A 23,082-nucleotide genomic window follows, 5' to 3' on the forward strand; every position below is an offset into this window, starting at 1 on the left:
ACAGTGCGTATGTCGAAACATAATCTTATTATCTATAGCCTGCTTCTGGCGGCTGCGCCGATAAGCGTCTTGGCGGATTCGTCGACAACGTCCGCGACAACCGTCGGGATGTTTTCTCCTCCTACGGCGCCGAGCGTTGGGCACAGGCCTGGAACACCTCGTGATACCTACGAATTGCAGTTTAATGGACTTGGCTTTTCTATTGAAAAGTATACACCTTTTCCGGGAATGACTATTGCGAGGAATGCCAGAAATGTAGGCATCAGAGATCCGGATAATAACTATCAGTCTGCGGAAACTTTTACTACAGTATGTACGTATTATCAGATCAATAAAGATAACTCTCAGCATATACTTAAACGTGAAAAGCCATGTGAGCATAAATTTAATATCCAAAAGGAACATCGGGGTTCAAAGATTAAACTAGAAATTTATAATGAAACGGATATGGCCTCAGCGTCAGGGTACACACCTGTGCCATCGGTATCTGAGTTCCAGTATATTGAAACAGAAACTATATCTAATACGCCAAGCCCAGATTTAACAGTTATGAGTATAGATAAGTCTGTATTATCGCCGGGTGAAAGTGCCACCATCACAACTATTGTTAAGGATATCGACGGGAATCCTGTAAATGAAGTTCACATTAATAAGACTGTAGCGCGTGAAAATTTAAAAGGCTTATGGGATTATGGCCCTCTTAAGAAAGAAAATGTTCCAGGTAAATATACACAAGTTATAACCTATCGTGGGTATAGTAATGAACGTATTGACATATCTTTTAAATATGCAATGAGTTTCACGAAAGAAATTTCCATCAGAGGAAGACTATAAAACTATATTAATTATTATGACTAATATAATTCTTTTTATCACCATCATCTTATTATGGATGTTCACCTGGTTTTTTAGCGGATTGCTAAATAATTATTATGGCTAAAATAATACAAACGTTAAAAGGAGAAGTTTTTATGACACCAACGACAACACAGGATTATATCTCATTGGGTCAGGAACACGCTGTCACCTTTGGCAAAACGCAGCTGACCCTCAAACCTGGTATACTGGCTGAAGGGGAACCATTACCCTGCACAAAGGGGCTGGTGAGCCATAATTTATTACCGGGTTACTGTATCCCGGGGATAAAAAAGCGGATTATTGTCGTCCCGTCACTGGATACGCCGGTTTGTGAATGGCAGGTAAAAGACTGTAGTGACCGCCTTAAATCAGCGGGTAGCCACTCAAACCGGGCGGTATATGTGCTGAGTATGGATACGCCATTTGCTCAGGCCCGTTTTATTCGGGAACATGATATTCATCCCGGCATAACCTTTGTTTCTGACTACGCTTGCCGCCAGTTTTTGGATAATTCCGGGCTGAAAATTAATGAGCTCAGTATTTTTGCCAGAGCGTTGATAGAGTGCGATGAAAACAATGTGGTTACGCGTGTTAGTGTACCACGAGATATCACTCATCTTCCTGTTTACTAATCACTTATATCAGCACCGTCCCTGCACAGAGAACCGAATAACCGGCAATGCAGGGGCGCAGGCATCCTCCTGTAGTGCCCCCACATTTAACACATATACTATTGCATCACGCATAAGGAACTGAAAATGATGCCAGCGGATGGGGCAGGTTAACGTTATGGCACCCCTGAATTTCTGCAATAATCGTCTGGTAACCGGAAAGCCACTTATGACTTTGTGATTTGGCCTGCTGGTGCTGTAAATTATTTATCAATAGCTCCATTGATTCGCGGGTCTGCCAGTAATAATTATTAACCATTCTTCCGCTGGCGGCATCGGTATAGCTTTCCATCCCAATATAGCCATCAATAGTCTGTGTATAGCGCTCAATCCAGCCATCCAGTTGATAAAATTCTTCGTCGTACTCTTTTTTTTCGAAAATAAAACTTGTCAGAAACAGCGACATGGTATTTCTCCTGTTACGCAATATCAATCAAACACCCATCAACGTGGATTCAAAACGTAAACCTGGCATCATTTTTTCAAGGCCGTCAGTCAGCATGTTTCCTGCCGCGTACAATTCATCAACCGGCATTTCCGGCAAGCTTTCAAGGATAAACCACATCGCTTTATCTGAAGCGCTTAGTCGGGTACGTACTCCCTGACGCCAGTTCCAGCGCCGACAGGTGACGCCTCTGTCATCTCGCCAGATAACTTCGCCCGGTTCTGGTGACTCGGTGACGGGTTGTCCTTCTTTCAGGGTATCAAATGTTTCACTACCGTCTGCGAAAACCAGCCGCGGCGATCCACAATAAGCCGCGCTATTTTCGCCGCCTACCGGTACGGCATAGCGCAGGCTCACCGCGTTATAAAGATCAACGACCGGGTCCAGCGCCGCCATTGTTCCATCCTTCAACACGCGTTTTCGTAGCGCTTCAGCCGAGCAGGGGGTGCGCTTTGGTTTTGCGCCGAATGCTTTAAACACCGCATTCCAGGCGTCTATATGCGCCTGTGCCCACGCCGGTTGGCCGTTAATTACGGCCTGACAGGCCTCTTTTAGCGCGATTTCTCCGACCTGCGCATCGCGAACCGGAGCGGCAATAACATTAATACTTAATGCACGAAAGCCGGGAGCGATACGGGCCAGTTCCGGGCTGATTGACGGTAACATAGAAGACATCGCATAATCCTGTAATGACTATTTTCTTCTATGATATCGACCAATGACCAAAAAAGTCAACTTATCGACCACGGCGGGCGCCGACGTCAGCACGATAAATGAAGCTGTTTCCCAACGTATCAAACAATTTCGTAGCCAAAAAAAGATGTCGCTGGATGAGCTTGCGCGGCGTTCCGGCGTCAGTAAAGGAATGCTGGTGGAAATTGAAGGCTGTAAAGCCAATCCAAGCATTGCGCTGTTATGTAAGATCGCGGCGGCAATGGGAGTGTCCGTGGCGGATTTTGTCAACGTCGCCAGCGAGCCGATGGTCCATCTTATCGACCGGGATGCTATTCCGGTGTTGTGGCGCGGCGAGAAAGGCGGCAGCGCAAAACTGATGGCGGGAACCAGCGGGCCGGATATGCTGGAACTCTGGCAATGGATAATGCATCCTGGTGAACAGTTTGAATCGGCAGGGCATCCGGCAGACACCTGTGAATTACTGTTTGTTAATCAGGGAACACTGACATTAACAGTCGACGGTAGACGCTTTATTATTCGGGAGGGCTGCTCCGCTGTAGCCAGAACCGACATGCCTCATGCCTACGTTAACGACACTAATGAGGTGCTTGAATTTACCATGACGGTGAATGAAAAGAGCCGTTGATCACCGTAAGGCGCTAACAACCCGCCATCCGGACAGGGAAGCCTCGGTGCCCGATAACACTTATCGGGCACCGGCTATCTTTTATTTTGTCGCAGGCGCGGCCTCCGGGTCATCGATATAGAGCGTCTGGCTTGGGAAGGCGAAGTCAGCGCCGTTTTCCTGGACAATCGCAATAATTTTCAGGTAAACATCCTGCTGTACGGCAAGCCATTCCTGCCATACTGTTGTTTTGGTAAAGCAATACACCATAATATTCAGCGAAGAGTCGGCGAATTCATTAAAATAGACCAACAGCGTCTGTTTCTGATCGATATCGCTGTGCGCCTGCAGCATGTTTCTGATAGCGTCAACAATGAGGCCAATTTTGTCGGCATCTTCGTAACGTAACCCAATAACCGTTTTTATTCGACGGTTGGTCATCCGTCCCGGATTCTCAACGCTAATGGATGAAAAGACGGAATTAGGCACGTACAACGGGCGGTGGTCGAATGTGTTAATTCGCGTAATTCGCCAGCCGATTTCGGCGACCGTACCTTCGATATTTCTGTCAGGAGAACGAATCCAGTCTCCGATACTGAAGGGGCGATCGAAATAGAGCATAATACCGGAGAAAAAATTGCTCAGGACATCTTTGCCCGCCATACCAACAGCGATACCGCCGATACCGCCAAAGGTCAGCAGACCGGACAGACTCATGCCAAAATGTTCTCCATACAGTAAGACAATCGCGACAATAATGGTTATTTTTATGACCCGTGCCAGAATACGGGTACTGGTGACATCTCTACCTTTATTGACCTGTGCTTTTTCAAATTGGTTAATAATCAGGAAAAGTTTTATCGTCAGAATAAGCGCAATGAGCGAGGTGCAGATAAAATCAATGACCCCGGAAGAGATAAAACGCAAATTATAATCTTCAATAGCATTATTCAGGATGCTCCCGATGGTCCCAATAATAATTGCATAAATAAAAAACTGTGCCGCATGGAACGTGAATCCTTTCTTCCACTGTACGTTACGGCTGAGCCAAAATCTCACGACCAGCAACGCCATACCGCAACTGAAAAGTATCGCCAGATTAAATGCGTTTTTGAGAAAAAATTCAGTGAACATTATTGTTTTCCGCTCCTTCCTACGATAACAGCTCAGAATGACCTGATTAACAGGTATTTTACCCAGGATAAACGCGTAGATCATCGATAAGTAAAAAGAAGAAATAGTGCTATCAGCTTTAATCTCAGCGGTTTACTTTTTATGTAAATACAATGTCACGTTTTATAGGGCAGACATCGCGTGATTGTCATGGTATTGTTGCTATCAGGTAACAAAGTCATCTGTAAAGGACAATACTATGATCATGATGAAGCTGAAATCGGCGAAGGGGAAAAAATTTCTGTTATGCCTGCTGGCAGTGTTTATCGTTGCGGCATCGGTGGTAACGCGCGCGACTATCGGCGGTGTGATTGAGCAGTATCATATTCCACTGTCCGAGTGGACAAGCTCTATGTATGCCATTCAGTCGGCAATGATTTTCGTTTACAGTCTGGTGTTCACTATTCTGCTGGCGATTCCTTTGGGGATCTATTTCCTCGGCGGAGATGAGTAACAGGAATGAGGTATTGGCCGGATGGCAGCGCCATCCGGCAGGACGGAAGAGGGATTAATCGTCCTCGTCGTCCAGTTCAACCGGTGTTTGATATTCATCAGGCTTGATGACTAACAGGTCGCAGCGCAGATGGTCAATGACCTGTTCGGCCGTGTTCCCCAGAAACGCGGCTGAAAGTCCGGTACGTCCAACGGTGCCAAGCACAACGATCCCCGCCTGGAGATGTTCGGCAAGATCCGGGATAACTTCTTCCGGCAAGCCTTTTTCTACATGCGTAACTTTTTCATCAATGCTGAATTTCTGGCGCAGCGCTTTCATCGCCAGTAAATGCTGGCCTCTGATGGCGTCGTTATACACGCTGGGATCAAATTCCGGCAGCTCAATGGCGATATTGATTGGCGTAACGGGGTAGGCGCCGACCAGGTGCACTTCGGTATGATTAACCTGCTCCGCCAATTGTAAGGTCTCTTTTACCAGCTTTTCGTTGAGAGCATTGTGATAGGGCTCTTCGCTTGCGAGGTTCACGGCAACCAGGGCTTTGCCGCCTTCTGGCCACGGCTGATCTTTGACCATCCACACGGGGCTTGGGCATTTACGCAGCAAATGCCAGTCGGTAGGGGTAAAAATGACCGCTTCCAGTCGATCGTGCTGATGCGCCATTTTCAACACCAGATCGTGACTGCCGGCGATAACCTCCTGGATGATGGCCTCAAAGGGACGATTGTGCCAGACCACTTTAATTTCAATGGGGACACCGGCTTCAAGATAATATTTCGCCTGCTCACGTATCCAGGCTGTGCGTTGACTTATTACGCCCTGACGCATTGCGGTGCGTTCGTCAGGAGAAAGCAGGGTGGTCATCTCATACGAGAAATCGTAAATAGGCAGGAAAGCTTTAATTTTGCCGCCAATCCGTTGATGCAAATAAACTGCTCGCCGTAATGCGGGTTGGTCGTCCTGATTGGGATCGATGACCACCAGCATATTTTGATACATAGCCATACAGGGTCTCCTTACAACTGTCATCGCAGTTTGTAACTAAAGAGTAACTCAAATATGGTGAATGAAACAGAGGAAGCGCTTCTGCCAGATCAATAAATGAGAAAAATTTAACGATATGGCAGAAGATAACATCAATGGTTTAGCTGACGTTTAAGCGACGTTGCGGGTATGACCGGCGAGGGCCGCCAGCGCATCGCTGTTTTCAATAGTAATATACTTACCTTTCACCGCCAGCATACCGCTTTTCTGGAAACGCCCCAGCAGACGGCTAATGGTTTCGACCGTTAAGCCCAGATAGTTGCCGATATCGCCACGGGTCATCGTCAGGCGGAATTCACGCGGTGAAAAACCACGCTGCGCAAAGCGGCGGGACAGGTTGTAAATAAACGCAGCCAGACGTTCTTCGGCGTTTTTCTTCGACAATAACAGGATCATATCCTGATCGCCTTTAATTTCACCGCTCATCAGACGCATCATTTGCTGACGCAGGTTAGGCATTTTGCCGGACAGGTCATCCAGTGTCTCAAAGGGTATTTCACATACCATTGAGGTTTCCAGCGCCTGTGCAAAGCTCGGATGATGACCGCTGCCAATGGCGTCAAAACCCACCAGGTCGCCTGCTAAATGGAATCCAGTAATCTGCTCATCGCCTTGCTCGGTAATGGTGTAGCTCTTAATCGTTCCGGAGCGGATAGCATAGAGCGATTTCAATTCATCACCTGCTTTAAACAGAGTTTGCCCTTTCTGAATGGGCTTTTTGCGCTCGATGATATTATCAAGCTGATCAAGCTCATGCTCGTTAAGTGTGAACGGGATGCAAAGCTGGCTGATACTGCAATCCTGGCAATGGATAGCACAACCGCCAGACTGAATGCGCCGTATAATTCGCTTTTCCGGGATCATAGGTCTGCTCAAGCCGTAATTGATATTTGTCAATTTTAACATCTTTTTGGTGAGCGCGTAAGTCTGAGCTATCCCGGAGAAGGAATAATTCAAGTATAAGTTTGATGAATACTTTTATCTATTTGAAAACACGTAATTTATTTGTTGTTGCTTTACATAAAAGTGTGACCGATAAGGCACTTTTTGCCTGTATTTTCATAATAAAAGATAGCCTTCATGGCGTAATAGCCACTCTTTTCGCTGCACGCCGCCTGCGTATCCGGTCAGAGTGCCGTTACGCCCAATGACGCGATGGCAGGGAACAACAATACTGATGGGGTTCGCGCCATTCGCAGCACCGACTGCGCGTGCGGCGCCCGGTCGTCCCAGTTGCGCCGCCAGCTGACCATAGTGCATCACCTGCCCGCAGGGGATAGCGCGCAACGCCTGCCATACTTCCCGTTGAAAAGGTGTGCCCCCCGTGGCGGTTTCCAGGGTATCAATTACGGCGAGATTGCCTGCAAAATAATCTGCAAGCTTATCGCTGAGTCCACCGGGGTTAGTCGCGGAAACGCGTTCATAGCCTTCGTGACGGTAGTGGATATTTAGCAGTTGCTCCATACGATCGCGGTACTGTTCCCACTCAATGGCCCGCAGTCGAAACTGCTCATCGCAAACCACCCATAACGGACCTAATGGCGTGGCTATCTTCTCTTCAAGTAATCTCAGCATCCGTTCTCTCACATCGTCTTAATCTAACGTAAGAGACAAGATATCATGCCAGGAATACCCGCAACCATACTCCTTAAAAGATAGTCAGGGATAACACATTTAGCGCCAGTAATATCGTTGGTGGAGAAAAAGAGAGCCGGGCGAGGCGGTTAATTGCCTGACATTGTCGCTGTTATTGGAAATAACTGTAAACCGTTGTCGGTATAACAGGGCACGGTTATGATAACGGCAGTCGCAAAAACGCTGGAGGATGAACCATGAACCTTGACGATAAAGCGCTGTTTCTTGACGCCATGGAGGATGTCCAGCCGCTGAAACGCCATACTGATGTACACTGGCAGCCAACGCGTAATCTTAAAACGCCCCAGCGTATCGACACGCTTCAGCTTGATAATTTCCTGACGACGGGCTTTCTGGATATTCTGCCGCTGAATGAACCGCTGGAATTTCGTCGGGAAGGATTGCAGCAGGGTGTCATCGACAAGTTACGCAGTGGGAAATACCCTCAGCAGGCCAGCCTCAATTTGTTACGCCAGCCGGTCGAAACGTGCCGAAAAATGCTGTTTCGTTTTATCCTGGAGGCGCAGAAAGAGGGGTTGCGTAATGTCCTGATCATTCATGGTAAAGGGCGAGAGGCGAAGTCGCATGCCAATATCGTCCGAAGCTATGTGGCCCGTTGGTTGACAGAGTTTGAGGATGTACAGGCTTATTGTTCGGCGCTGCCGCACCATGGCGGCGGCGGGGCATGTTATGTCGCGTTACGTAAAACGGTGCAGGCTAAACAGGATAACTGGGAGCGCCATGCGAAGCGTAGTCGGTAAATCGTTACCGCTGGCGGACAGGACCGCCAGCGCAAGCTCGCGCGAACCCGATTTTATGCCTGATATAACGCCTTATCCAAACGCTCAGGATTCTGCAAGAGAACGGGCGATAACGCTGTCCACAGTAATAACACGGAGAAACAGTCATTCGCTTATTTAAGCGTCTATTAAAATATACTGGCTTTCGACTTAACTATTAAGCAGAAAATGGTGATAAGTACATCACTTGTCAATATGGATGGATGAATATCCTGGCATAGCGAATATAGGTGATTTTATCTGTTGCACTAAGGGAAATGGCGATGGTCTGGTATTGAATATGGAGAATGTCAAAGAAACGAATGGTAATAGATATCTGAAATGCTATAAAAATAAAACCTGTCTCCTATCCTGGTTGTAGGCCGTCAAAAATGTTGAGAAATATCAGCGTCAGGACATGCATTATTCTATTCATGGTATGTACGTTTCTTTTAGTGGATACTTTACAAATAGCTTTTCTGCACGATTTCCCTATTTTAATTACGTGTAATATCATTTATCTGATCTCGGCATTACTGCTTTGGTGGTATATGACCTGCTATCTGGTTGTGCCGATTAATACGGTGAAGAAAAGTATTGAAGAGGTCGCAGCAGGAAATTTGTCTATTCATATCTCCGAATTTGGCAATAATTGCGCCGGACGACTCATCCCCGGGATTAATAGCCTGTCGGAGAATATTTCCGCGCTGGTACGTGAAATCAGATCCTCTTCGCAAACGGCAATGACCCTTTCCGAACAACTGGCGGCGCGCAGTATGTCGCTATCCGTAAAGACGGAACAGCAGTCGGCCTCGTTAATTCAAACTGCCGCCAGTATGGATGAAATGGCGGCGAGTACCAAAAACAATGCGGATAATACCCGAATGGCGAGCATACAGGCGGATTGTGCAACCCAATGCGCCCGTAAAGGCGGTGAATTAATGGTGCGGGTTACAGAAAATATGCGTTCTATTACCGACTGTGCCTCGCAGATGACGGAGATTATTTCATTGATTGACGGTATCGCATTCCAGACTAATATTCTGGCGCTTAACGCGGCGGTAGAGGCTGCGCGGGCGGGCGATCATGGAAAAGGTTTCTCCGTGGTGGCCGGGGAAGTGCGTAATCTGGCGCATCGTAGCGCTGAGGCGGCAAAAAATATCAAGGCGCTGATCGACGTTACGCATGACAATGTGCGGCAGGGGGCCGCCATAGTGCAGGAGGCTGAAAAAAATATGCAGGAGATTGTTGGCGGCTCCGGGCAATTAAACGTGCTGATGAGTGAAATTTCCACCACCACGCGGGAGCAGGAAAAAGGCATTAACCAGATAACCCTGGCGTTGAGCGATCTGGAAAGCGCAACCCATAGCAATGTTTTAATGGTTGAAGCGTTATCTGCTTCTTCGGATGTTTTAAAGGCGCAGGTGATCGAGTTACAGACTAAAACCGACAAATTTCGTTTAAGCCTGCCGGGTTACAGTGAACATGCTCTGTCGCGCTCTCATGTATCACCTCTTTCGACCATCACCAGGCGCGGCCAGGCCTGATAATACATGTTTGGTAAGCGCCTGTTGCTAAAGCGCTTTTTTCGCACGTTCCCGTCATTCTTTTTGCGCAATGAGAAAATGAGAGATTGCTTAACCTTTCCCGAAAGCTAGACTAACGGCATAAGAGTTGTAACGAGGAGGCGCTGTGGAAGCCATTAAGGGATCGGATGTGAACGTGCCGGATGCCGTTTTCGCATGGCTACTGGATGGTCGTGGTGGAGTAAAACCGCTCGAAGATAATGATGTGATCGATAGTCAGCATCCCTGTTGGCTACATCTTAATTATACCCACCCGGACAGCGCCCGCTGGTTAGCTTCAACGCCTTTACTCCCCAATAACGTGCGTGATGCGCTGGCTGGTGAAAGCTCGCGCCCGCGCGTAAGTCGTTTGGGGGAAGGGACGCTCATTACGCTGCGCTGTATTAATGGCAGTACTGACGAACGCCCGGATCAATTAGTGGCAATGCGTTTATATATGGACGAGCGATTCATTGTGTCTACCCGTCAGCGAAAGGTTCTGGCGCTGGACGATGTGGTCAGTGATTTGCAGGAGGGCACCGGGCCCGTAGATTGCGGCGGCTGGTTAGTGGATGTGTGCGATGCGTTAACCGATCACGCCAGTGAATTTATTGAAGAGCTACACGATAAAATTATCGATCTGGAAGATAATCTTCTCGACCAGCAAATCCCACCGCGCGGTTTCCTCGCATTGCTACGTAAACAGCTAATTGTTATGCGTCGCTATATGGCGCCGCAGCGCGACGTCTATGCCCGGCTTGCGAGCGAACGGTTGCCGTGGATGAGCGACGATCACCGGCGCAGAATGCAGGATATCGCCGACAGGCTGGGAAGGGGGTTGGATGAGATTGACGCTTGTATCGCGCGTACTGGCATCATGGCGGATGAAATTGCCCAGGTGATGCAGGAGTCTCTGGCGCGCAGAACTTATACCATGTCGCTTATGGCGATGGTTTTTCTGCCCAGCACTTTTTTAACAGGGTTATTTGGCGTTAACCTGGGCGGTATTCCCGGCGGCGGATGGCGGTTCGGCTTTTCTCTGTTTTGTATTCTGTTAGTTGTCCTGATCGGTGGTGTTACTTTATGGTTGCATCGCAGTAAATGGTTGTAACAAAAGCGCTTTTCAGACCATTTCGGGTGAAAAAACGCCGAGAAATTTGAGCGAAGTCAATAAACCATCTACCTATTCGGGGCAATATCTCTCTCGCAGGTGAATGCAACGTCAAGCGATGGGCGTTGCGCTCCATATTGTCTTACTTCCTTTTTTGAATTACTGCATAGCACAATTGATTCGTACGACGCCGACTTAGATTAGTCGGCTTTTTTTTGCCTGTAGACTATCTGCGTCTACCCTTTAAGAGTCTGAATGACATTCTGGAGGGTAATATGAGCTGTCTTTTGACCTTATTATATCTACACTCGTCCTTGTCGGACCCGATTCCCACTGACCCTGTTCCCATTCCTGAGCCGCTTCCCCGTCCTCAGCCGATGCCCGACCCGCCGCCGGACGAAGAACCGATTAAAATGTCGCATCAAACGCCCGGATCTGCGAGGATACGCGCCTGCTGACTATGAGTCGTTACCGCGAGAGTAAATTGTGACCGCTTTTTCAACCCTGAATGTTTTGCCCGCCGCCCAGCTCAATAACCTTACTGAGCTGGGCTATCTTGAGATGACACCTGTTCAGGCCGCAGCATTACCCGTCATTCTGGCGGGAAATGATGTGCGTGTGCAGGCCAGGACCGGTAGCGGCAAAACGGCGGCGTTTGGTCTTGGGCTCTTGCATCGAATTGACGTCACTTTGTTCCAGACACAGGCGTTAGTGCTTTGTCCGACGCGGGAGCTGGCGGATCAGGTTGCCGGAGAGTTACGTCGCCTGGCCCGTTTTCTGCCAAATACCAAAATTCTGACCTTGTGTGGCGGGCAACCCTTTGGCGCACAGCGCGACTCGCTTCAGCACGCTCCGCATATCATTGTCGCGACGCCGGGGCGCCTGCTGGATCATTTACAAAAAGAAACCGTATCGCTGGATGCGCTGCACATTCTGGTAATGGATGAAGCAGACCGAATGCTGGACATGGGATTCAGTGACGCCATTGATGAGGTGATCCGCTTTGCGCCTGCGACGCGCCAGACGTTATTGTTTTCAGCAACCTGGCCTGACGCCATTGCGGCGATTAGCGGTCGTGTACAGCAGCAGCCAATACGTATTGAAATCGATACGGTAGATGCGCTACCGGCTATCGAACAACAGTTCTTCGAAACGTCTGCGCATGAAAAAATTTCGCTGCTACAAACGTTGCTTAGCCAGCATCAGCCAGCGTCCTGCGTGGTGTTTTGCAATACCAAAAAAGATTGTCAGGCCGTTTGTGATGCGCTTAATGCGGTAGGACAAAGCGCGTTGGCGCTCCACGGCGATCTGGAACAACGCGACCGCGACCAGACGTTGGTGCGTTTTGCAAATGGCAGCGCGCGCATTCTGGTTGCCACCGACGTTGCCGCGCGAGGGTTAGACATTAAATCGCTCGAACTGGTGGTTAACTATGAACTGGCCTGGGACCCGGAGGTGCATGTCCATCGTATTGGCCGTACGGCGCGCGCGGGAAGCAGCGGCCTGGCGATCAGTTTCTGCGCGCCGGAAGAGGCGCAGCGGGCGAATATTCTTTCAGAAATGCTGCAACTCAAGCTGAACTGGCTGAATGCGCCCGCCCGGCAGTCGTTACTCCCTCTGGCCGCAGAGATGGCTACCCTATGCATTGACGGCGGCAAAAAAGCGAAAATGCGTCCGGGAGATATTTTGGGCGCGCTGACCGGCGATATTGGATTAGACGGGACGGATATCGGCAAAATTAACGTGCATCCCATGCACGTTTACGTCGCCGTACGTCAAGCAGTAGCGCAAAAAGCCTGGAAGCAGTTGCAAAACGGGAAGATCAAAGGCAAGTCATGCCGGGTACGACTATTAAAATGATCGATAGTATGGCGTCTCAGCGGAGTGCTGAGACGCCTGCAGATTATTTCACTTCGATAACATCAAGCCGCAACGCCTCTAAGGCGGTGTCATCTTCTTCCGGCTGCCAGCCAGCGGGCTGCAAGGGAATCTCTTCACGATCGAACGCTAAATCGCCGCCGTCGACGACCTCGGAACCGTGAGTGATCCCTTTGAAATCGAACAGGTTAGTGTCACAAAGGTGAGACGGCACGACATTCTGCATGGCGCTAAACATCGTCTCGATCCGTCCAGGATAGCGCTTATCCCAGTCGCGTAGCATGTCGGCAATCACCTGGCGTTGCAGGTTGGGTTGCGAACCGCACAGATTACAAGGAATGATAGGGAAGGCTTTGGCCTCAGCAAAACGGATAATATCTTTCTCGCGGCAGTAAGCCAGCGGACGGATCACGATATGTTTGCCGTCATCGCTCATCAGCTTCGGCGGCATCCCTTTCATTTTTCCGCCATAGAACATATTCAGAAACAGGGTTTGCAGAATATCGTCGCGATGGTGGCCCAGGGCGATTTTAGTCGCGCCCAGTTCAGTCGCCGTACGATACAGGATACCCCGACGCAAACGCGAGCACAGCGAGCAGGTGGTTTTTCCTTCCGGAATCTTCTCCTTCACAATGCCGTAGGTGTTTTCTTCGACGATTTTATATTCTACGCCCAGCTGCTCAAGGTAGGCTGGCAGGATATGTTCCGGGAAACCTGGCTGCTTTTGATCGAGGTTGACGGCGACCAGTGAAAAATTGATCGGGGCGCTTTGCTGCAAATTACGTAAAATTTCCAGCATCGTATAGCTATCTTTGCCGCCAGAAAGGCAAACCATAATGCGATCGCCTTCTTCAATCATATTAAAATCGGCAATCGCTTCGCCAACGTTACGGCGCAGGCGCTTTTGCAACTTGTTGAGGTTGTATTGCTCTTTTTTTGTATTCTTTTGAATTTCTTGCATTATTTCAGTTCTCTGGTACTAAATGGGGCGAACTTTGCAACTACGATAACCGCGCATTCAACATCGCTACTTGTTCGTCGTTCATGTCATCAATCTACATACCGTAAATTTCATACACCATCTGCGCAGTTTCATGCCCCATTTGGCTGGCGATAAATGCCGGGTTCGCTCCTGCCGTCAACAGCCAGCAGGCAAAAGTATGTCGCGTATGGTACGGATTACGGCGACGAATGCCAGCACGTTTTAATAGAGATAGTACCTTCGGATATTGTCAACTGTATACATCATGCAGCCAGGTCCGTTAAGAAGTGACGGGCTCAACTGAAATTCAGGCGCTGCTGCGTCCTGATGATGGTACGTTTCAAGTGGTTTCGTGGAGTGAACCGGGACTGGTGTAAAATGATATTCGGCACACCCTTTTTGCTCTTTTATTGGTGATATAAAATAACGTATCAGTATTTTATTATCTAATAAGATAGTGCAGAGTGTTTAATTATCGTTGGGTAAGAACATTTTACCGTATACTATTTAAAATTTTCTTGTTTATTCTGGTGGTCGTATTGAATTAAAAATAGCCTGTATCATATGTACAGTTCAGACAAATTATTTGCGATGAGAATTGCTACCTGATATCTACACCTTATGAAGCATACCATAATTCTGGCTGGAGAACGTAATGCGTATAACAGTAAGTGATATATCAACCAGAGAATCACAGCAGACGGTACAGATACAAGCTATCAGAAGTTGGGATACCATACCGTACCTTTCAATGTTGGATGGACTTTATCAGGACGATATCTTTCATGAGCAAGTGTCTAATTTACCAGAAGAATATATTAAGCTGGATGAGATTGCCAAAGATGAAGAAAAGAACAGATTAAATATTTACGACTTCTTCTTTGAGCCAACACATGAAATTATATATGAAGATATTAAGTCAACATTGGATTTTTATTATTCAAATAGCGCAACCTTCCGTAGGCTGGTTAATTATAAAGTAGAGCGCAGTATCAATGACGATATAGATACCAATAAATGCGAGGTAAAGATATCTCTAAATTACAGTTACGAAAATATTGATGGGGGGCGAGGATATTTATCGCTTCCATTTGATAAGAACGGCTATCCAATTCCCCCTGACTTTCACAACTGTGTGAATGGAATCACATCAGAAAAATTGTTGTTAGATCTATTTCTAAAACATATTTTGCACGATCATTTAAATGCAAACGGTGAAGTTACAAACGTTTACGCCAATGTTATTTATAAAGAGATTGATCCTGCTGCAATTGCACATACATCGTCGTGTTTTTCTCAGGTAACGATGAGTGGTGAACATGCGCTATTTAATGTAGATAGCGTAACTGTTCCACCTAAAAGTACTGAGCAAATTATATCTGAGGGAAAGGAAATTCAAAGGCAAATTTTCTTATCTTCCCATAGCAGCAATCATCTTCAGCCAGTAACCATTCATAAAATGGACAGGAGTATTAAAAACATTGCAGTAACTGGTTTGTTATTATCATCAAGATTAGCAGTAACATCTGGTGATTATAGGATAAAAAATGGTAATTCAGAAGGTGAGAATAATTTTTTACCCGTTAAAGAATTACAGAGATATGAAAGGGCTCTCCCGGAGGATCATCCTGCCCCAACTACGGAGCCTAACCTGGCAGGTAAGGTGTTAGATGGCCTATTTGAACACTTTACATCTATGGCGGGAGGACGCCTTATCTCAATACTCAAACTACTGGTAAAAGAACAAGAGGCAAATAGTTATAAAAGAGGCTATCATGAATTACTTGCGTTTTCTCAAACTGGGCAGTGGACGCATGATGGAAGAGCTATTGCCGCTGAATATATGTTCAAAGGTCTTTTAGTTCATTTAAGTGATCGTCTCATTGTTCTCGGTGAGGGAAGTTTCATTTCTGTTCTATCTTTTGTAAGAGAAAATATTCAACATCAATATAAAATATATGAGCTAATGGCGCGTGATATGCTGGTTCATCCTATGCATTTCAGTACTGAGCCTGAACCACTCATGATAGACAGGCCTTTATGGACAAGGGAAAGCCACTATGCGAAAGTCCTGTATGAAAAGTTTCCTGCTATTTCTGGTTCAAGCTTTGACGTTTTCTATGGTAAGGATGCTATTATTACAGCATTAGAAATAGTATCTTTCAATAGACAAGAAAGAGGAAAGAGCGCTTTTAATAAAAAAAGGATGAATCATCTTTTTAAGCTGATTCAATTAGTGATACACCATTTATCCAGCAATGGTGGTGATAGAGTATTGCTTAGCCCTGAAGGCATAAAAAATAATTTTATTATTATGCGTAATATTATTTTTTGGTGTGCAAATATAACGGGGCCAATTAATGATGAAAAAATAGACACAATAGCAAGAAAAATTGTGGTTAATAATAAATTTACCAAAGGTGTTAAATCAACACTTCCCAAAAGTAACGATCCTTTAATATTGTTAATGAAAGCTGCGATCAATAAACAGCTAGACTGGGCGGAGAAATATTATCGAGCAGAGACTCATATGAAGGAACATATGCAGGAGTGTGATATCTTAGGACTAATGGATATCAACAAAATGGTGCAAGAGGTCGTTGTTGGGCTTATTCACGAGATCAGTGATATTGCGCAAAGCAGTTGGCTGACATTAGAAGAACAACATGAGAGACAGGCTCAGGCTCTCGAATCGTTCAAGGAGAAGCTTTCCTCCATGAATGGCGGGCAAGAATTCGTTTATGCATTTAATAAGATTATTCAGGAGGGGTTGGGAGGATTAATTGAGCTGAGCTTTGATCTTGATGATACTATACATCATCGCACAACCTCCTCATTAAGTCCGGCTGCAAGGGCAGGACTTCACCTCTTAGGAACGGTCTGGAATATTGTAATGGGTCTTGTCCCTGGTTTTAACGCTCTGGCTGGTACCAGCAGTATTCTTAACCGGGCTGTTGTGGAAAACTCTGCGGATGTGTGCGGTTACGTACAGGATATTATACGTATCGGTATGGAGGCTGTTCCTGTTGCCGGAGCGAAGTTCACAGAAAGAGCGGCAAATGCAAAGTATACGGGCCTCCGATTTGTTGAAAATAAAATACAAAGAGGTGTAGTACGAGCGCCGATTCAAAAGGGGAGTAATTATAAAACTATAGAGTCAATAGAAAATACAGATTTTATTTATCAAAAAAGTAATCAGAAAGTTCTTGAGTTAGGTCCAGCGGGAAACGATGGGCTCTATCGCGCTACCGGTTTTGATAAACAAACGTATGGTTATTACAAACCGTCAGGAGAAGGCTTTTACAGAAAGCAAGCCTCATATCCACCGCTGTCATCGGAAGCGCCTAATACGATAAAATATGGCGACAGAGAGCTCGTTTTAACTAAAGAACCCGGTTCAGAAACGTATCAGGCAACCTATTCGGATAGCGGAAAAAATTCAGCCATGACATTTTACCGATCTTCTGATGGAAGATTTTATCAAGCGTCAGGGCTGAAAGGTGGGGGGCTTATTCGCCATATTGATAAGCCTTATTCAGAGTTAAGAGAAGGAGACGCGGGTTATGATGAAGAACTGCTGGATATAACGGATGATTCCCCCTTACTGGAAGATATACTGGCCTCCCTGTCAGAAGATTTATACCCTACATCAGAAGAAAATGTACAAAGTATTTATAAGAAATACCGGAGTGGGGATGTAGCAGCAGGGGAGACCGAAGTTGTATTATGCCGAGGTACAATAGGTCCGCAGGCTGAAAATATTGTTAGTTTTAAAACAGCAGGCGGTATTGAGGGGGGCGATGTAGAGGTATTGCCTGTCTCTGCTGAAATAGCCAAAGAGCAGGTTAGAAGTGGAAGAATCGTACCTGAATATACCACGGAACTTAGTGTTGCAGACAGGTTCAGCAGGGAGCATTTTCTTATTATCGTTAAGGTAAAAGTCAGATATCTTACACGAGGTAGTGTCAGCGAAAGCGGCTGGGTTATGCCAAAAAACACACCAGTGGACCCTGTTGGTATAATTGACAGGACATATGGTAAAGCAGAAAATACGGGGCAGGCAAACGCTTCTAAGTAATCATAAATCCTGAACAAGTTTATTGTTTTTATCTCTTGTGTATGAAAGATTGCTTTTATACTTTAAATAATTCGACTTGCAGGAAGGCGGCAAGCGAGCGGATCCCCAGGAGCTTACTCAAGTAAGTGACTGGGGTAAGGGAACGCAGCCGCAGCACATGCAACCTGAAGTATGTTATGGCGAGATACGCAACGGGTCAAAAGCGTCTTTATTCTGTCATCCGTATTAATTAAGATGTCACCACGACCCGAAAAATATCGGAACGAAGAGATGTATGACTAAAGAAGCTGTAATCTTTCTATTTATCGCCATCGTGGTAGAAGTTATCGCCACGATCTCATTAAAATTATCGGATAGTTTTACGCGTCTGGTACCGAGCCTCGTTACCATCATCGGATATTGTATCGCGTTCTGGTGCCTTACCATCCCAATGCGAACCATCCCTGCTGGTATCATTTATGCCATTTGGTCTGGGGTAGGGATTGTTCTTATTGGATTGATAGGATGGTTGTTTCTTGGCCAAAAACTGGATGTGCCGGCTATTATTGGCATGTTGCTTATCATCTGCGGCGTAATCGTAATCAATCTGTTTTCAAAAAGCGTCAGTCACTAGGCGATGATGATGGTTGATTTGAGCCCGCACTCTCTTATGCGGGCTCGGGTATTTAGCGCACCACCAGTACGGAGCATTCCGCATGACGCACAACGGCTGCGGCGTTGGAACCCAACAGATAGGTAGTAATATCCGGACGATGCGAGGCGATAATCACCATATCGGCCGGTAATTTTTTTGCCATTTCCAGAATCTTATCTTTAGGAGAGCCTTCTGCAACGTGCGCCTGCACGCGGTCCGCGGGAAGGTTGAATTTCTTGATAATCGCTTCCAGTTGAGATTTGGCTTCGGCTTTCAAATCGTCCATTGCGGGGAGCTCTGCTGAATAAGCCAGTCCCAGTGAAGCGTAATAGGGCAAAGACGGGATTACAGTCAAAAAGTGCACTTTAGCGTCGTCAATCTTTGCTTCGGCTTCAACATGTGAAATCACGCGTTGAGTTAATTCTGAATCTGAAATATCGATGGGTACAAGAATCGTTCTGTTCATAAAACCTCCTGTTTAAGTATCCACTGAAATTCTACTCCCTAAAGGCACTTTATGTACAATGACATACGTCACATTTTAGGTGCTGCTCCACGATACTCTGCGGGGACTACCAACAGGGGAGGACGGCGTAATATTAAGCGCATTCCCCGTAAATAATCAGCGAGTTGACGTTAAAACGTTATTTCTGCCTTGTCAGGAAAGACCTAAAAAGAGATGTTACCGTTTAATCCAATAATTAATGAAATAATTCGCAGTGAAATAGATATAATTTATACGAATGCTTTTGGGAGTATTATACGAAATAAAAATTATACAATATCATTCGGTTACGATATTCTACGCCTGTTATATGCCTTTATTGTCACATATTCATTTTGTCGCTGGGCCATTGCGTTAACCTTTGCTTTCCAGCGTATAAATTGACAAGCCCGAACGGATGTTCGGGCTTTTTTTGTTTCCAGGCTAATCCTTAGAATATTTTTTAATCTGCGCCGGATTTTTCCGCTTTTCCTGCCAGCAAGGCAAGAAAGTCATAGCGTTTTTGCAAATCCAATGCGGCATCTCGCCATAATTGTTCAGCTACTTCAGGCTGTTGCGCATTCAGGCGACGGAAACGCTGTTCATTAAGCAACGTTTCCGCCAGGGCATCAGACGGTGGCCGAGAGTCCAGCGCCAGCGGCGGCTTGCCTTCATCCGCACGGCGGGGATCAAAGCGGTATAACGGCCAGAAACCGGTCGCCGTTAACTGGCGCATCTGGTCATGGCTTAGCGCCAGATCGTAACCATGTTCCTCACAGGGGCTATAGGCAATGATCAGCGACGGCCCTGGCCAGGCTTCGGCCTCCTGGATGGCTTTCACCGTCTGGTTTAACTGCGCGCCCAGCGAAATTTGCGCGACATAAACATGACCATACATCATCATGCTGACGCCAAGATCTTTACGGGCTTTACGCTTGCCATGTTCGCCAAACTTAGTGACGGCGCCAAGCGGCGTCGCCTTCGACGCCTGGCCGCCAGTATTGGAGTAACACTGCGTATCCAGAACCAGAATATTGACATTCTCCGTCAGGCTTAACACATGGTCTAAACCGCCAAAGCCGATGTCGTATGCCCAACCATCGCCGCCAATCAGCCAGATTGATTTTTCTACCAGCGCATCAGCATCCTTTAACAGTTCCTCTGCGCCCGCAACCGATTTCAGATGTTGGCGTAATGCGGCGACCTGCTCACGCCGAACGTCAGGCGTTGCTTCGGCATGCAGCGCATCGTTTAATTCCGCCGGAATGCGATCGGCGAATTGCGCCAGTAAACGCATGACGCGCGCCCGGTGCTGATCCACGCTCAGACGGAAACCGAGACCAAATTCCGCGTTATCTTCAAATAACGAATTCGCCCATGCCGGGCCGCGTCCGTTGGCATCGGTGGTATAAGGCGTTGAGGGTAAGTTACCGCCATAAATAGAGGAACACCCCGTGGCGTTAGCGATTAACATTCTGTCGCCATATAACTGAGTCAGCAGTTTAATATACGGCGTTTCACCGCAGCCGGAACAGGCGCCGGAATATTCAAACAGCGGCGTAATAAGCTGCGATGTGCGGATATCAATTCGTTCCAGTTTGCTGCGATCGATTTCCGGTAAGTCGAGGAAAAAGTCATAATTCACTTTCTCTTCTTCCACATGCTCCAGGCGCGACATCATGTTAATCGCCTTGATCTGTGGATTTTGCCGATCTTTAGCCGGGCAGACCTCTACGCATAAATTACAGCCAGTACAGTCTTCCGGCGCGACCTGCAGCACATATTTCTGGCCGCGCATATCGCGGGACTTCACGTCCAGCGAATGCAGACTGGCTGGCGCGTTCTCCATCGCCTGCGGGGAAACGACTTTTGCACGAATCGCCGAGTGAGGGCAGGCGGCGACGCAGTGATTACATTGTGTACACAGTTCCTCTTTCCAGACAGGAATCTCTTCGGCGATATTGCGCTTTTCCCAGCGGGTGGTGCCCATCGGCCATGTTCCGTCCGGCGGCAGGGCGGAAACAGGCAGTGCGTCGCCGAGGCCCGCCAACATGGCGGCGGTAACGGTTTTCACGAAATCCGGCGCGGCGTCGGAGACGACCGGCGGGCGATGCGCGCTGTGCGGATTAACCGCCTGCAACGGCACTTCCGCCAGCGATTCCTGCGCCAGAGCCAATGCCTGCCAGTTACGCTCAACCAGATCCTGACCTTTGCTGCTATAGCTTTTGGCAATCGCGCCCTGCAGCTCAACCAGGGCGCTATCGCCCGGAAGAATATGCGTCAGGTGGAAGAAAGCCATTTGCATGACGGTATTGATGCGGGCGCCAAGTCCACATTCGCGGGCGATTTTCGCCGCGTTAACCACGTAAAAACGCGCCTTTTTCTGATTCAACACCGCCTGAACTTCTTGCGGCAGACGCGACCAGACCTCGTCGGCGCTGTACGGCGTATTAAGCAGAAAGATACCGCCGGGCTTTAGACGCTCCGCCATCTGATATTTATCGATAAACTGTAATTGATGGCAGCCGACAAAATCCGCCTGAGCAATTAAGTAAGCGGAACGAATGGGTTTTTCGCTGACACGCAGGTGCGATACCGTGAGCCCGCCAGCTTTTTTAGAGTCATAAACGAAATAACCTTGCGCATACCACGGCGTAGAATTACCGATAATTTTAATATTATTTTTCGTGGCGGATACGCTGCCGTCGCTTCCCAGACCGTAAAATAACGCATCAAGTTTAGCGCTGCCGGGCAGGGTATTTTCCGGTAATGGCAGCGAGAGATTAGTGACGTCATCATAAATGCCCACCGTAAACCGTGGTTTGGGTTTCGCGCGGCTGAGTTCATTAAAGACCGCCAGTACGCACGCCGGGCCGAACTCTTTGGATGATAGCCCATAACGGCCGCCAATGGTGCGCGGTAATGTTTCGCGCTCGCCATTATTAAAGGCCTCCGCCAGTGCGGTCATCACGTCCAGATAAAGCGGCTCGGCCTGCGCGCCTGGCTCTTTAGTGCGATCGAGTACGGCGATAGCGCGAACGGTTTCCGGTAATGCCTGTAACAAATGTTTGGCGGAGAAGGGGCGGAACAGACGGACTTTCAGAACGCCGACCTTTTCTCCGCGTATCAGTAGCTCGTCCACGACCTCTTCGCAGGTGCCGAGGGCGGACCCCATCACAATGATGACGCGTTCAGCCTGGGGATGGCCATAATATTCAAATGGCTGGTAGTGGCGGCCCGTAGCGTCGCCAAATGCCCTCATCGCCTCTTCAACATGATCATAAACGGCGTTGTACCACGGATTGGTCGCTTCGCGAGACTGGAAGTAGGTATCCGGATTCGCTGAAGTTCCACGAATCACCGGATGTTCCGGATTCAGTGCGCGGGCGCGGTGAGCGTCGATCTCCGCCTGCGGCATCAGGTTCAGAATGGTTTCATCCGTTAGCGGTATAATTTTGTTGATTTCATGCGATGTACGGAAGCCATCAAAAAAATGAATAAACGGAACGCGGCTTTTCAGCGTAGCTCTGTGCGCGATCAGCGCAAAATCCTGCGCTTCCTGAACGCTGGCGGCGCATAACATCGCGCAGCCTGTCTGGCGGACCGCCATCACATCGGAATGGTCGCCAAAAATAGAAAGCGCGTGTGTGGCGACGGTGCGCGCGGCAACGTGCAGTACAAACGGCGTGAGCTGCCCCGCCAGTTTATACAGCGTTGGAATCATCAGCAGCAGCCCCTGCGATGATGTAAATGACGTAGAAAGCGAACCGGTTTGTAACGCACCGTGAACGGCGGCGATCGCGCCGCCTTCCGACTGCATCTCTACCACACGCGGCGTATCGCCCCAGACATTTTTAAGCCCATTACCGGCCCAGGCATCCGCTTGTTCAGCCATTGTTGAACTGGGCGTAATCGGGTAAATGGCGATAACCTCGCTGGTACGGAACGCCACCGACGCTACTGCGCCATTACCGTCAATTGTTTGCATATGACA

Annotated in this window: 19 protein-coding genes and 1 pseudogene; 10 read left to right on the plus strand and 10 right to left on the minus strand. The window is 47.8% G+C overall.

The annotated features are described in order from the left end of the window. Nucleotides 1-3 precede the first annotated feature (3 nt). Both zirS and ABVM99_RS00495 read left to right on the plus strand, forming a co-directional pair. Nucleotides 4-834, plus strand: a complete 831-nt coding sequence (gene zirS, locus ABVM99_RS00490; RefSeq protein ID WP_072101832.1) for a two-partner-like secretion system exoprotein ZirS — start codon at nt 4-6, stop codon at nt 832-834. A gap of 98 nt (nt 835-932) precedes the next feature. Then, on the plus strand, nt 933-1,490 hold the full coding sequence (locus ABVM99_RS00495) for a redoxin family protein (protein WP_023194877.1): 558 nt from the start codon (nt 933-935) through the stop codon (nt 1,488-1,490). Nucleotides 1,491-1,596: 106 nt separating this feature from the next. Here the strand turns inward: ABVM99_RS00495 and ABVM99_RS00500 are convergent, their stop codons facing one another. Together ABVM99_RS00500 and ABVM99_RS00505 are read right to left on the minus strand one after the other, a co-directional pair. Beyond that, entirely contained in the window at nt 1,597-1,935 is a 339-nt protein-coding gene (locus ABVM99_RS00500; protein ID WP_000051816.1) for an antibiotic biosynthesis monooxygenase, read from the minus strand. A gap of 27 nt (nt 1,936-1,962) precedes the next feature. Beyond that, nucleotides 1,963-2,649, minus strand: coding sequence for a B3/4 domain-containing protein (locus ABVM99_RS00505; protein WP_000097263.1), 687 nt, complete (start codon nt 2,647-2,649; stop codon nt 1,963-1,965). Between the two features lie 43 nt (nt 2,650-2,692). Here ABVM99_RS00505 and ABVM99_RS00510 point away from each other — a divergent pair, with 43 nt between their 5' ends. Beyond that, a complete protein-coding gene (locus ABVM99_RS00510) occupies nt 2,693-3,295 on the plus strand; it encodes a helix-turn-helix domain-containing protein (RefSeq protein ID WP_000163366.1) in 603 nt (200 codons plus the stop codon). An 81-nt stretch (nt 3,296-3,376) separates the two neighbouring features. Here ABVM99_RS00510 and ABVM99_RS00515 read toward each other — a convergent pair whose 3' ends face one another. Further along, entirely contained in the window at nt 3,377-4,408 is a 1,032-nt protein-coding gene (locus ABVM99_RS00515; RefSeq protein ID WP_000493671.1) for a mechanosensitive ion channel family protein, read from the minus strand. Nucleotides 4,409-4,646: 238 nt separating this feature from the next. Here ABVM99_RS00515 and ABVM99_RS00520 point away from each other — a divergent pair, with 238 nt between their 5' ends. Further along, nucleotides 4,647-4,901 carry a DUF2534 family protein gene (locus tag ABVM99_RS00520; RefSeq protein ID WP_000605645.1) on the plus strand — a complete coding sequence of 85 codons (255 nt, stop codon included), beginning with the start codon at nt 4,647-4,649 and terminating at the stop codon, nt 4,899-4,901. Between the two features lie 54 nt (nt 4,902-4,955). On the opposite strand, the gene uspE is transcribed toward ABVM99_RS00520, so the two are convergent. The 3 genes from uspE to ogt form a co-directional block, all read right to left on the minus strand. Continuing rightward, entirely contained in the window at nt 4,956-5,903 is a 948-nt protein-coding gene (uspE, locus tag ABVM99_RS00525; RefSeq protein WP_001262138.1) for a universal stress protein UspE, read from the minus strand. Nucleotides 5,904-6,053: 150 nt separating this feature from the next. Further along, nucleotides 6,054-6,806, minus strand: coding sequence for a fumarate/nitrate reduction transcriptional regulator Fnr (fnr, locus tag ABVM99_RS00530; protein ID WP_000611914.1), 753 nt, complete (start codon nt 6,804-6,806; stop codon nt 6,054-6,056). Between the two features lie 195 nt (nt 6,807-7,001). Further along, nucleotides 7,002-7,517: a methylated-DNA--[protein]-cysteine S-methyltransferase gene (gene ogt, locus ABVM99_RS00535; protein WP_000945036.1), complete on the minus strand. Its 516-nt coding sequence runs from the start codon at nt 7,515-7,517 to the stop codon at nt 7,002-7,004. Between the two features lie 257 nt (nt 7,518-7,774). On the opposite strand from ogt, the gene smrA reads away from it, so the two are divergent. From smrA to dbpA, 4 genes are all read left to right on the plus strand, one after another. Then, entirely contained in the window at nt 7,775-8,338 is a 564-nt protein-coding gene (gene smrA, locus ABVM99_RS00540; RefSeq protein ID WP_001046799.1) for a DNA endonuclease SmrA, read from the plus strand. 410 nt (nt 8,339-8,748) lie between these two features. Next, nucleotides 8,749-9,903 carry a methyl-accepting chemotaxis protein gene (locus tag ABVM99_RS00545; RefSeq protein WP_052938178.1) on the plus strand — a complete coding sequence of 385 codons (1,155 nt, stop codon included), beginning with the start codon at nt 8,749-8,751 and terminating at the stop codon, nt 9,901-9,903. Nucleotides 9,904-10,048: 145 nt separating this feature from the next. Continuing rightward, nucleotides 10,049-11,032 (plus strand): zinc transporter ZntB, encoded by a 984-nt coding sequence (gene zntB, locus ABVM99_RS00550; protein WP_000387370.1) that lies wholly within the window; start codon nt 10,049-10,051, stop codon nt 11,030-11,032. 486 nt (nt 11,033-11,518) lie between these two features. Continuing rightward, complete coding sequence (gene dbpA, locus ABVM99_RS00555) at nt 11,519-12,892, plus strand: ATP-dependent RNA helicase DbpA (RefSeq protein WP_000123681.1); 1,374 nt, start codon at nt 11,519-11,521, stop codon at nt 12,890-12,892. 43 nt (nt 12,893-12,935) lie between these two features. Here dbpA and ttcA read toward each other — a convergent pair whose 3' ends face one another. Beyond that, nucleotides 12,936-13,871 (minus strand): tRNA 2-thiocytidine(32) synthetase TtcA, encoded by a 936-nt coding sequence (ttcA, locus tag ABVM99_RS00560; RefSeq protein ID WP_001156208.1) that lies wholly within the window; start codon nt 13,869-13,871, stop codon nt 12,936-12,938. Between the two features lie 94 nt (nt 13,872-13,965). Beyond that, a pseudogene (locus ABVM99_RS00565) lies at nt 13,966-14,118 on the minus strand (tyrosine-type recombinase/integrase); the annotation flags it as partial. A gap of 429 nt (nt 14,119-14,547) precedes the next feature. Here ABVM99_RS00565 and ABVM99_RS00570 point away from each other — a divergent pair. Both ABVM99_RS00570 and ABVM99_RS00575 read left to right on the plus strand, forming a co-directional pair. Then, nucleotides 14,548-17,970, plus strand: a complete 3,423-nt coding sequence (locus ABVM99_RS00570; protein WP_052938179.1) for a DUF4765 family protein — start codon at nt 14,548-14,550, stop codon at nt 17,968-17,970. Between the two features lie 274 nt (nt 17,971-18,244). Then, entirely contained in the window at nt 18,245-18,583 is a 339-nt protein-coding gene (locus ABVM99_RS00575; protein WP_000159242.1) for an SMR family transporter, read from the plus strand. A 52-nt stretch (nt 18,584-18,635) separates the two neighbouring features. On the opposite strand, the gene uspF is transcribed toward ABVM99_RS00575, so the two are convergent. Then, nucleotides 18,636-19,070, minus strand: a complete 435-nt coding sequence (gene uspF / locus ABVM99_RS00580; RefSeq protein ID WP_001082296.1) for a universal stress protein UspF — start codon at nt 19,068-19,070, stop codon at nt 18,636-18,638. Between the two features lie 481 nt (nt 19,071-19,551). Further along, complete coding sequence (gene nifJ, locus ABVM99_RS00585) at nt 19,552-23,076, minus strand: pyruvate:ferredoxin (flavodoxin) oxidoreductase (RefSeq protein WP_052938180.1); 3,525 nt, start codon at nt 23,074-23,076, stop codon at nt 19,552-19,554. Between the last annotated feature and the right edge of the window lie 6 nt (nt 23,077-23,082).

It is taken from the genome of Salmonella sp. SJTUF15591 (genome assembly GCF_043356435.1).
Lineage (GTDB): Bacteria > Pseudomonadota > Gammaproteobacteria > Enterobacterales > Enterobacteriaceae > Salmonella > Salmonella enterica.

Excerpts from the sequence above, each read along its gene's own strand:
- ABVM99_RS00520 (WP_000605645.1), top strand. The coding sequence starts at position 4,647 with ATGATCATGATGAAGCTGAAATCGGCGAAGGGGAAAAAATTTCTGTTA.
- ABVM99_RS00545 (WP_052938178.1), top strand. The coding sequence starts at position 8,749 with ATGTTGAGAAATATCAGCGTCAGGACATGCATTATTCTATTCATGGTA.
- ogt (WP_000945036.1), bottom strand. The coding sequence starts at position 7,517 with ATGCTGAGATTACTTGAAGAGAAGATAGCCACGCCATTAGGTCCGTTA.
- uspF (WP_001082296.1), bottom strand. The coding sequence starts at position 19,070 with ATGAACAGAACGATTCTTGTACCCATCGATATTTCAGATTCAGAATTA.
- ABVM99_RS00570 (WP_052938179.1), top strand. The coding sequence starts at position 14,548 with ATGCGTATAACAGTAAGTGATATATCAACCAGAGAATCACAGCAGACG.
- ABVM99_RS00495 (WP_023194877.1), top strand. The coding sequence starts at position 933 with ATGGCTAAAATAATACAAACGTTAAAAGGAGAAGTTTTTATGACACCA.
- ABVM99_RS00500 (WP_000051816.1), bottom strand. The coding sequence starts at position 1,935 with ATGTCGCTGTTTCTGACAAGTTTTATTTTCGAAAAAAAAGAGTACGAC.
- ABVM99_RS00515 (WP_000493671.1), bottom strand. The coding sequence starts at position 4,408 with ATGTTCACTGAATTTTTTCTCAAAAACGCATTTAATCTGGCGATACTT.
- ABVM99_RS00575 (WP_000159242.1), top strand. The coding sequence starts at position 18,245 with ATGACTAAAGAAGCTGTAATCTTTCTATTTATCGCCATCGTGGTAGAA.
- ABVM99_RS00510 (WP_000163366.1), top strand. The coding sequence starts at position 2,693 with ATGACCAAAAAAGTCAACTTATCGACCACGGCGGGCGCCGACGTCAGC.
- nifJ (WP_052938180.1), bottom strand. The coding sequence starts at position 23,076 with ATGCAAACAATTGACGGTAATGGCGCAGTAGCGTCGGTGGCGTTCCGT.
- ttcA (WP_001156208.1), bottom strand. The coding sequence starts at position 13,871 with ATGCAAGAAATTCAAAAGAATACAAAAAAAGAGCAATACAACCTCAAC.
- fnr (WP_000611914.1), bottom strand. The coding sequence starts at position 6,806 with ATGATCCCGGAAAAGCGAATTATACGGCGCATTCAGTCTGGCGGTTGT.
- ABVM99_RS00505 (WP_000097263.1), bottom strand. The coding sequence starts at position 2,649 with ATGTCTTCTATGTTACCGTCAATCAGCCCGGAACTGGCCCGTATCGCT.
- uspE (WP_001262138.1), bottom strand. The coding sequence starts at position 5,903 with ATGGCTATGTATCAAAATATGCTGGTGGTCATCGATCCCAATCAGGAC.
- smrA (WP_001046799.1), top strand. The coding sequence starts at position 7,775 with ATGAACCTTGACGATAAAGCGCTGTTTCTTGACGCCATGGAGGATGTC.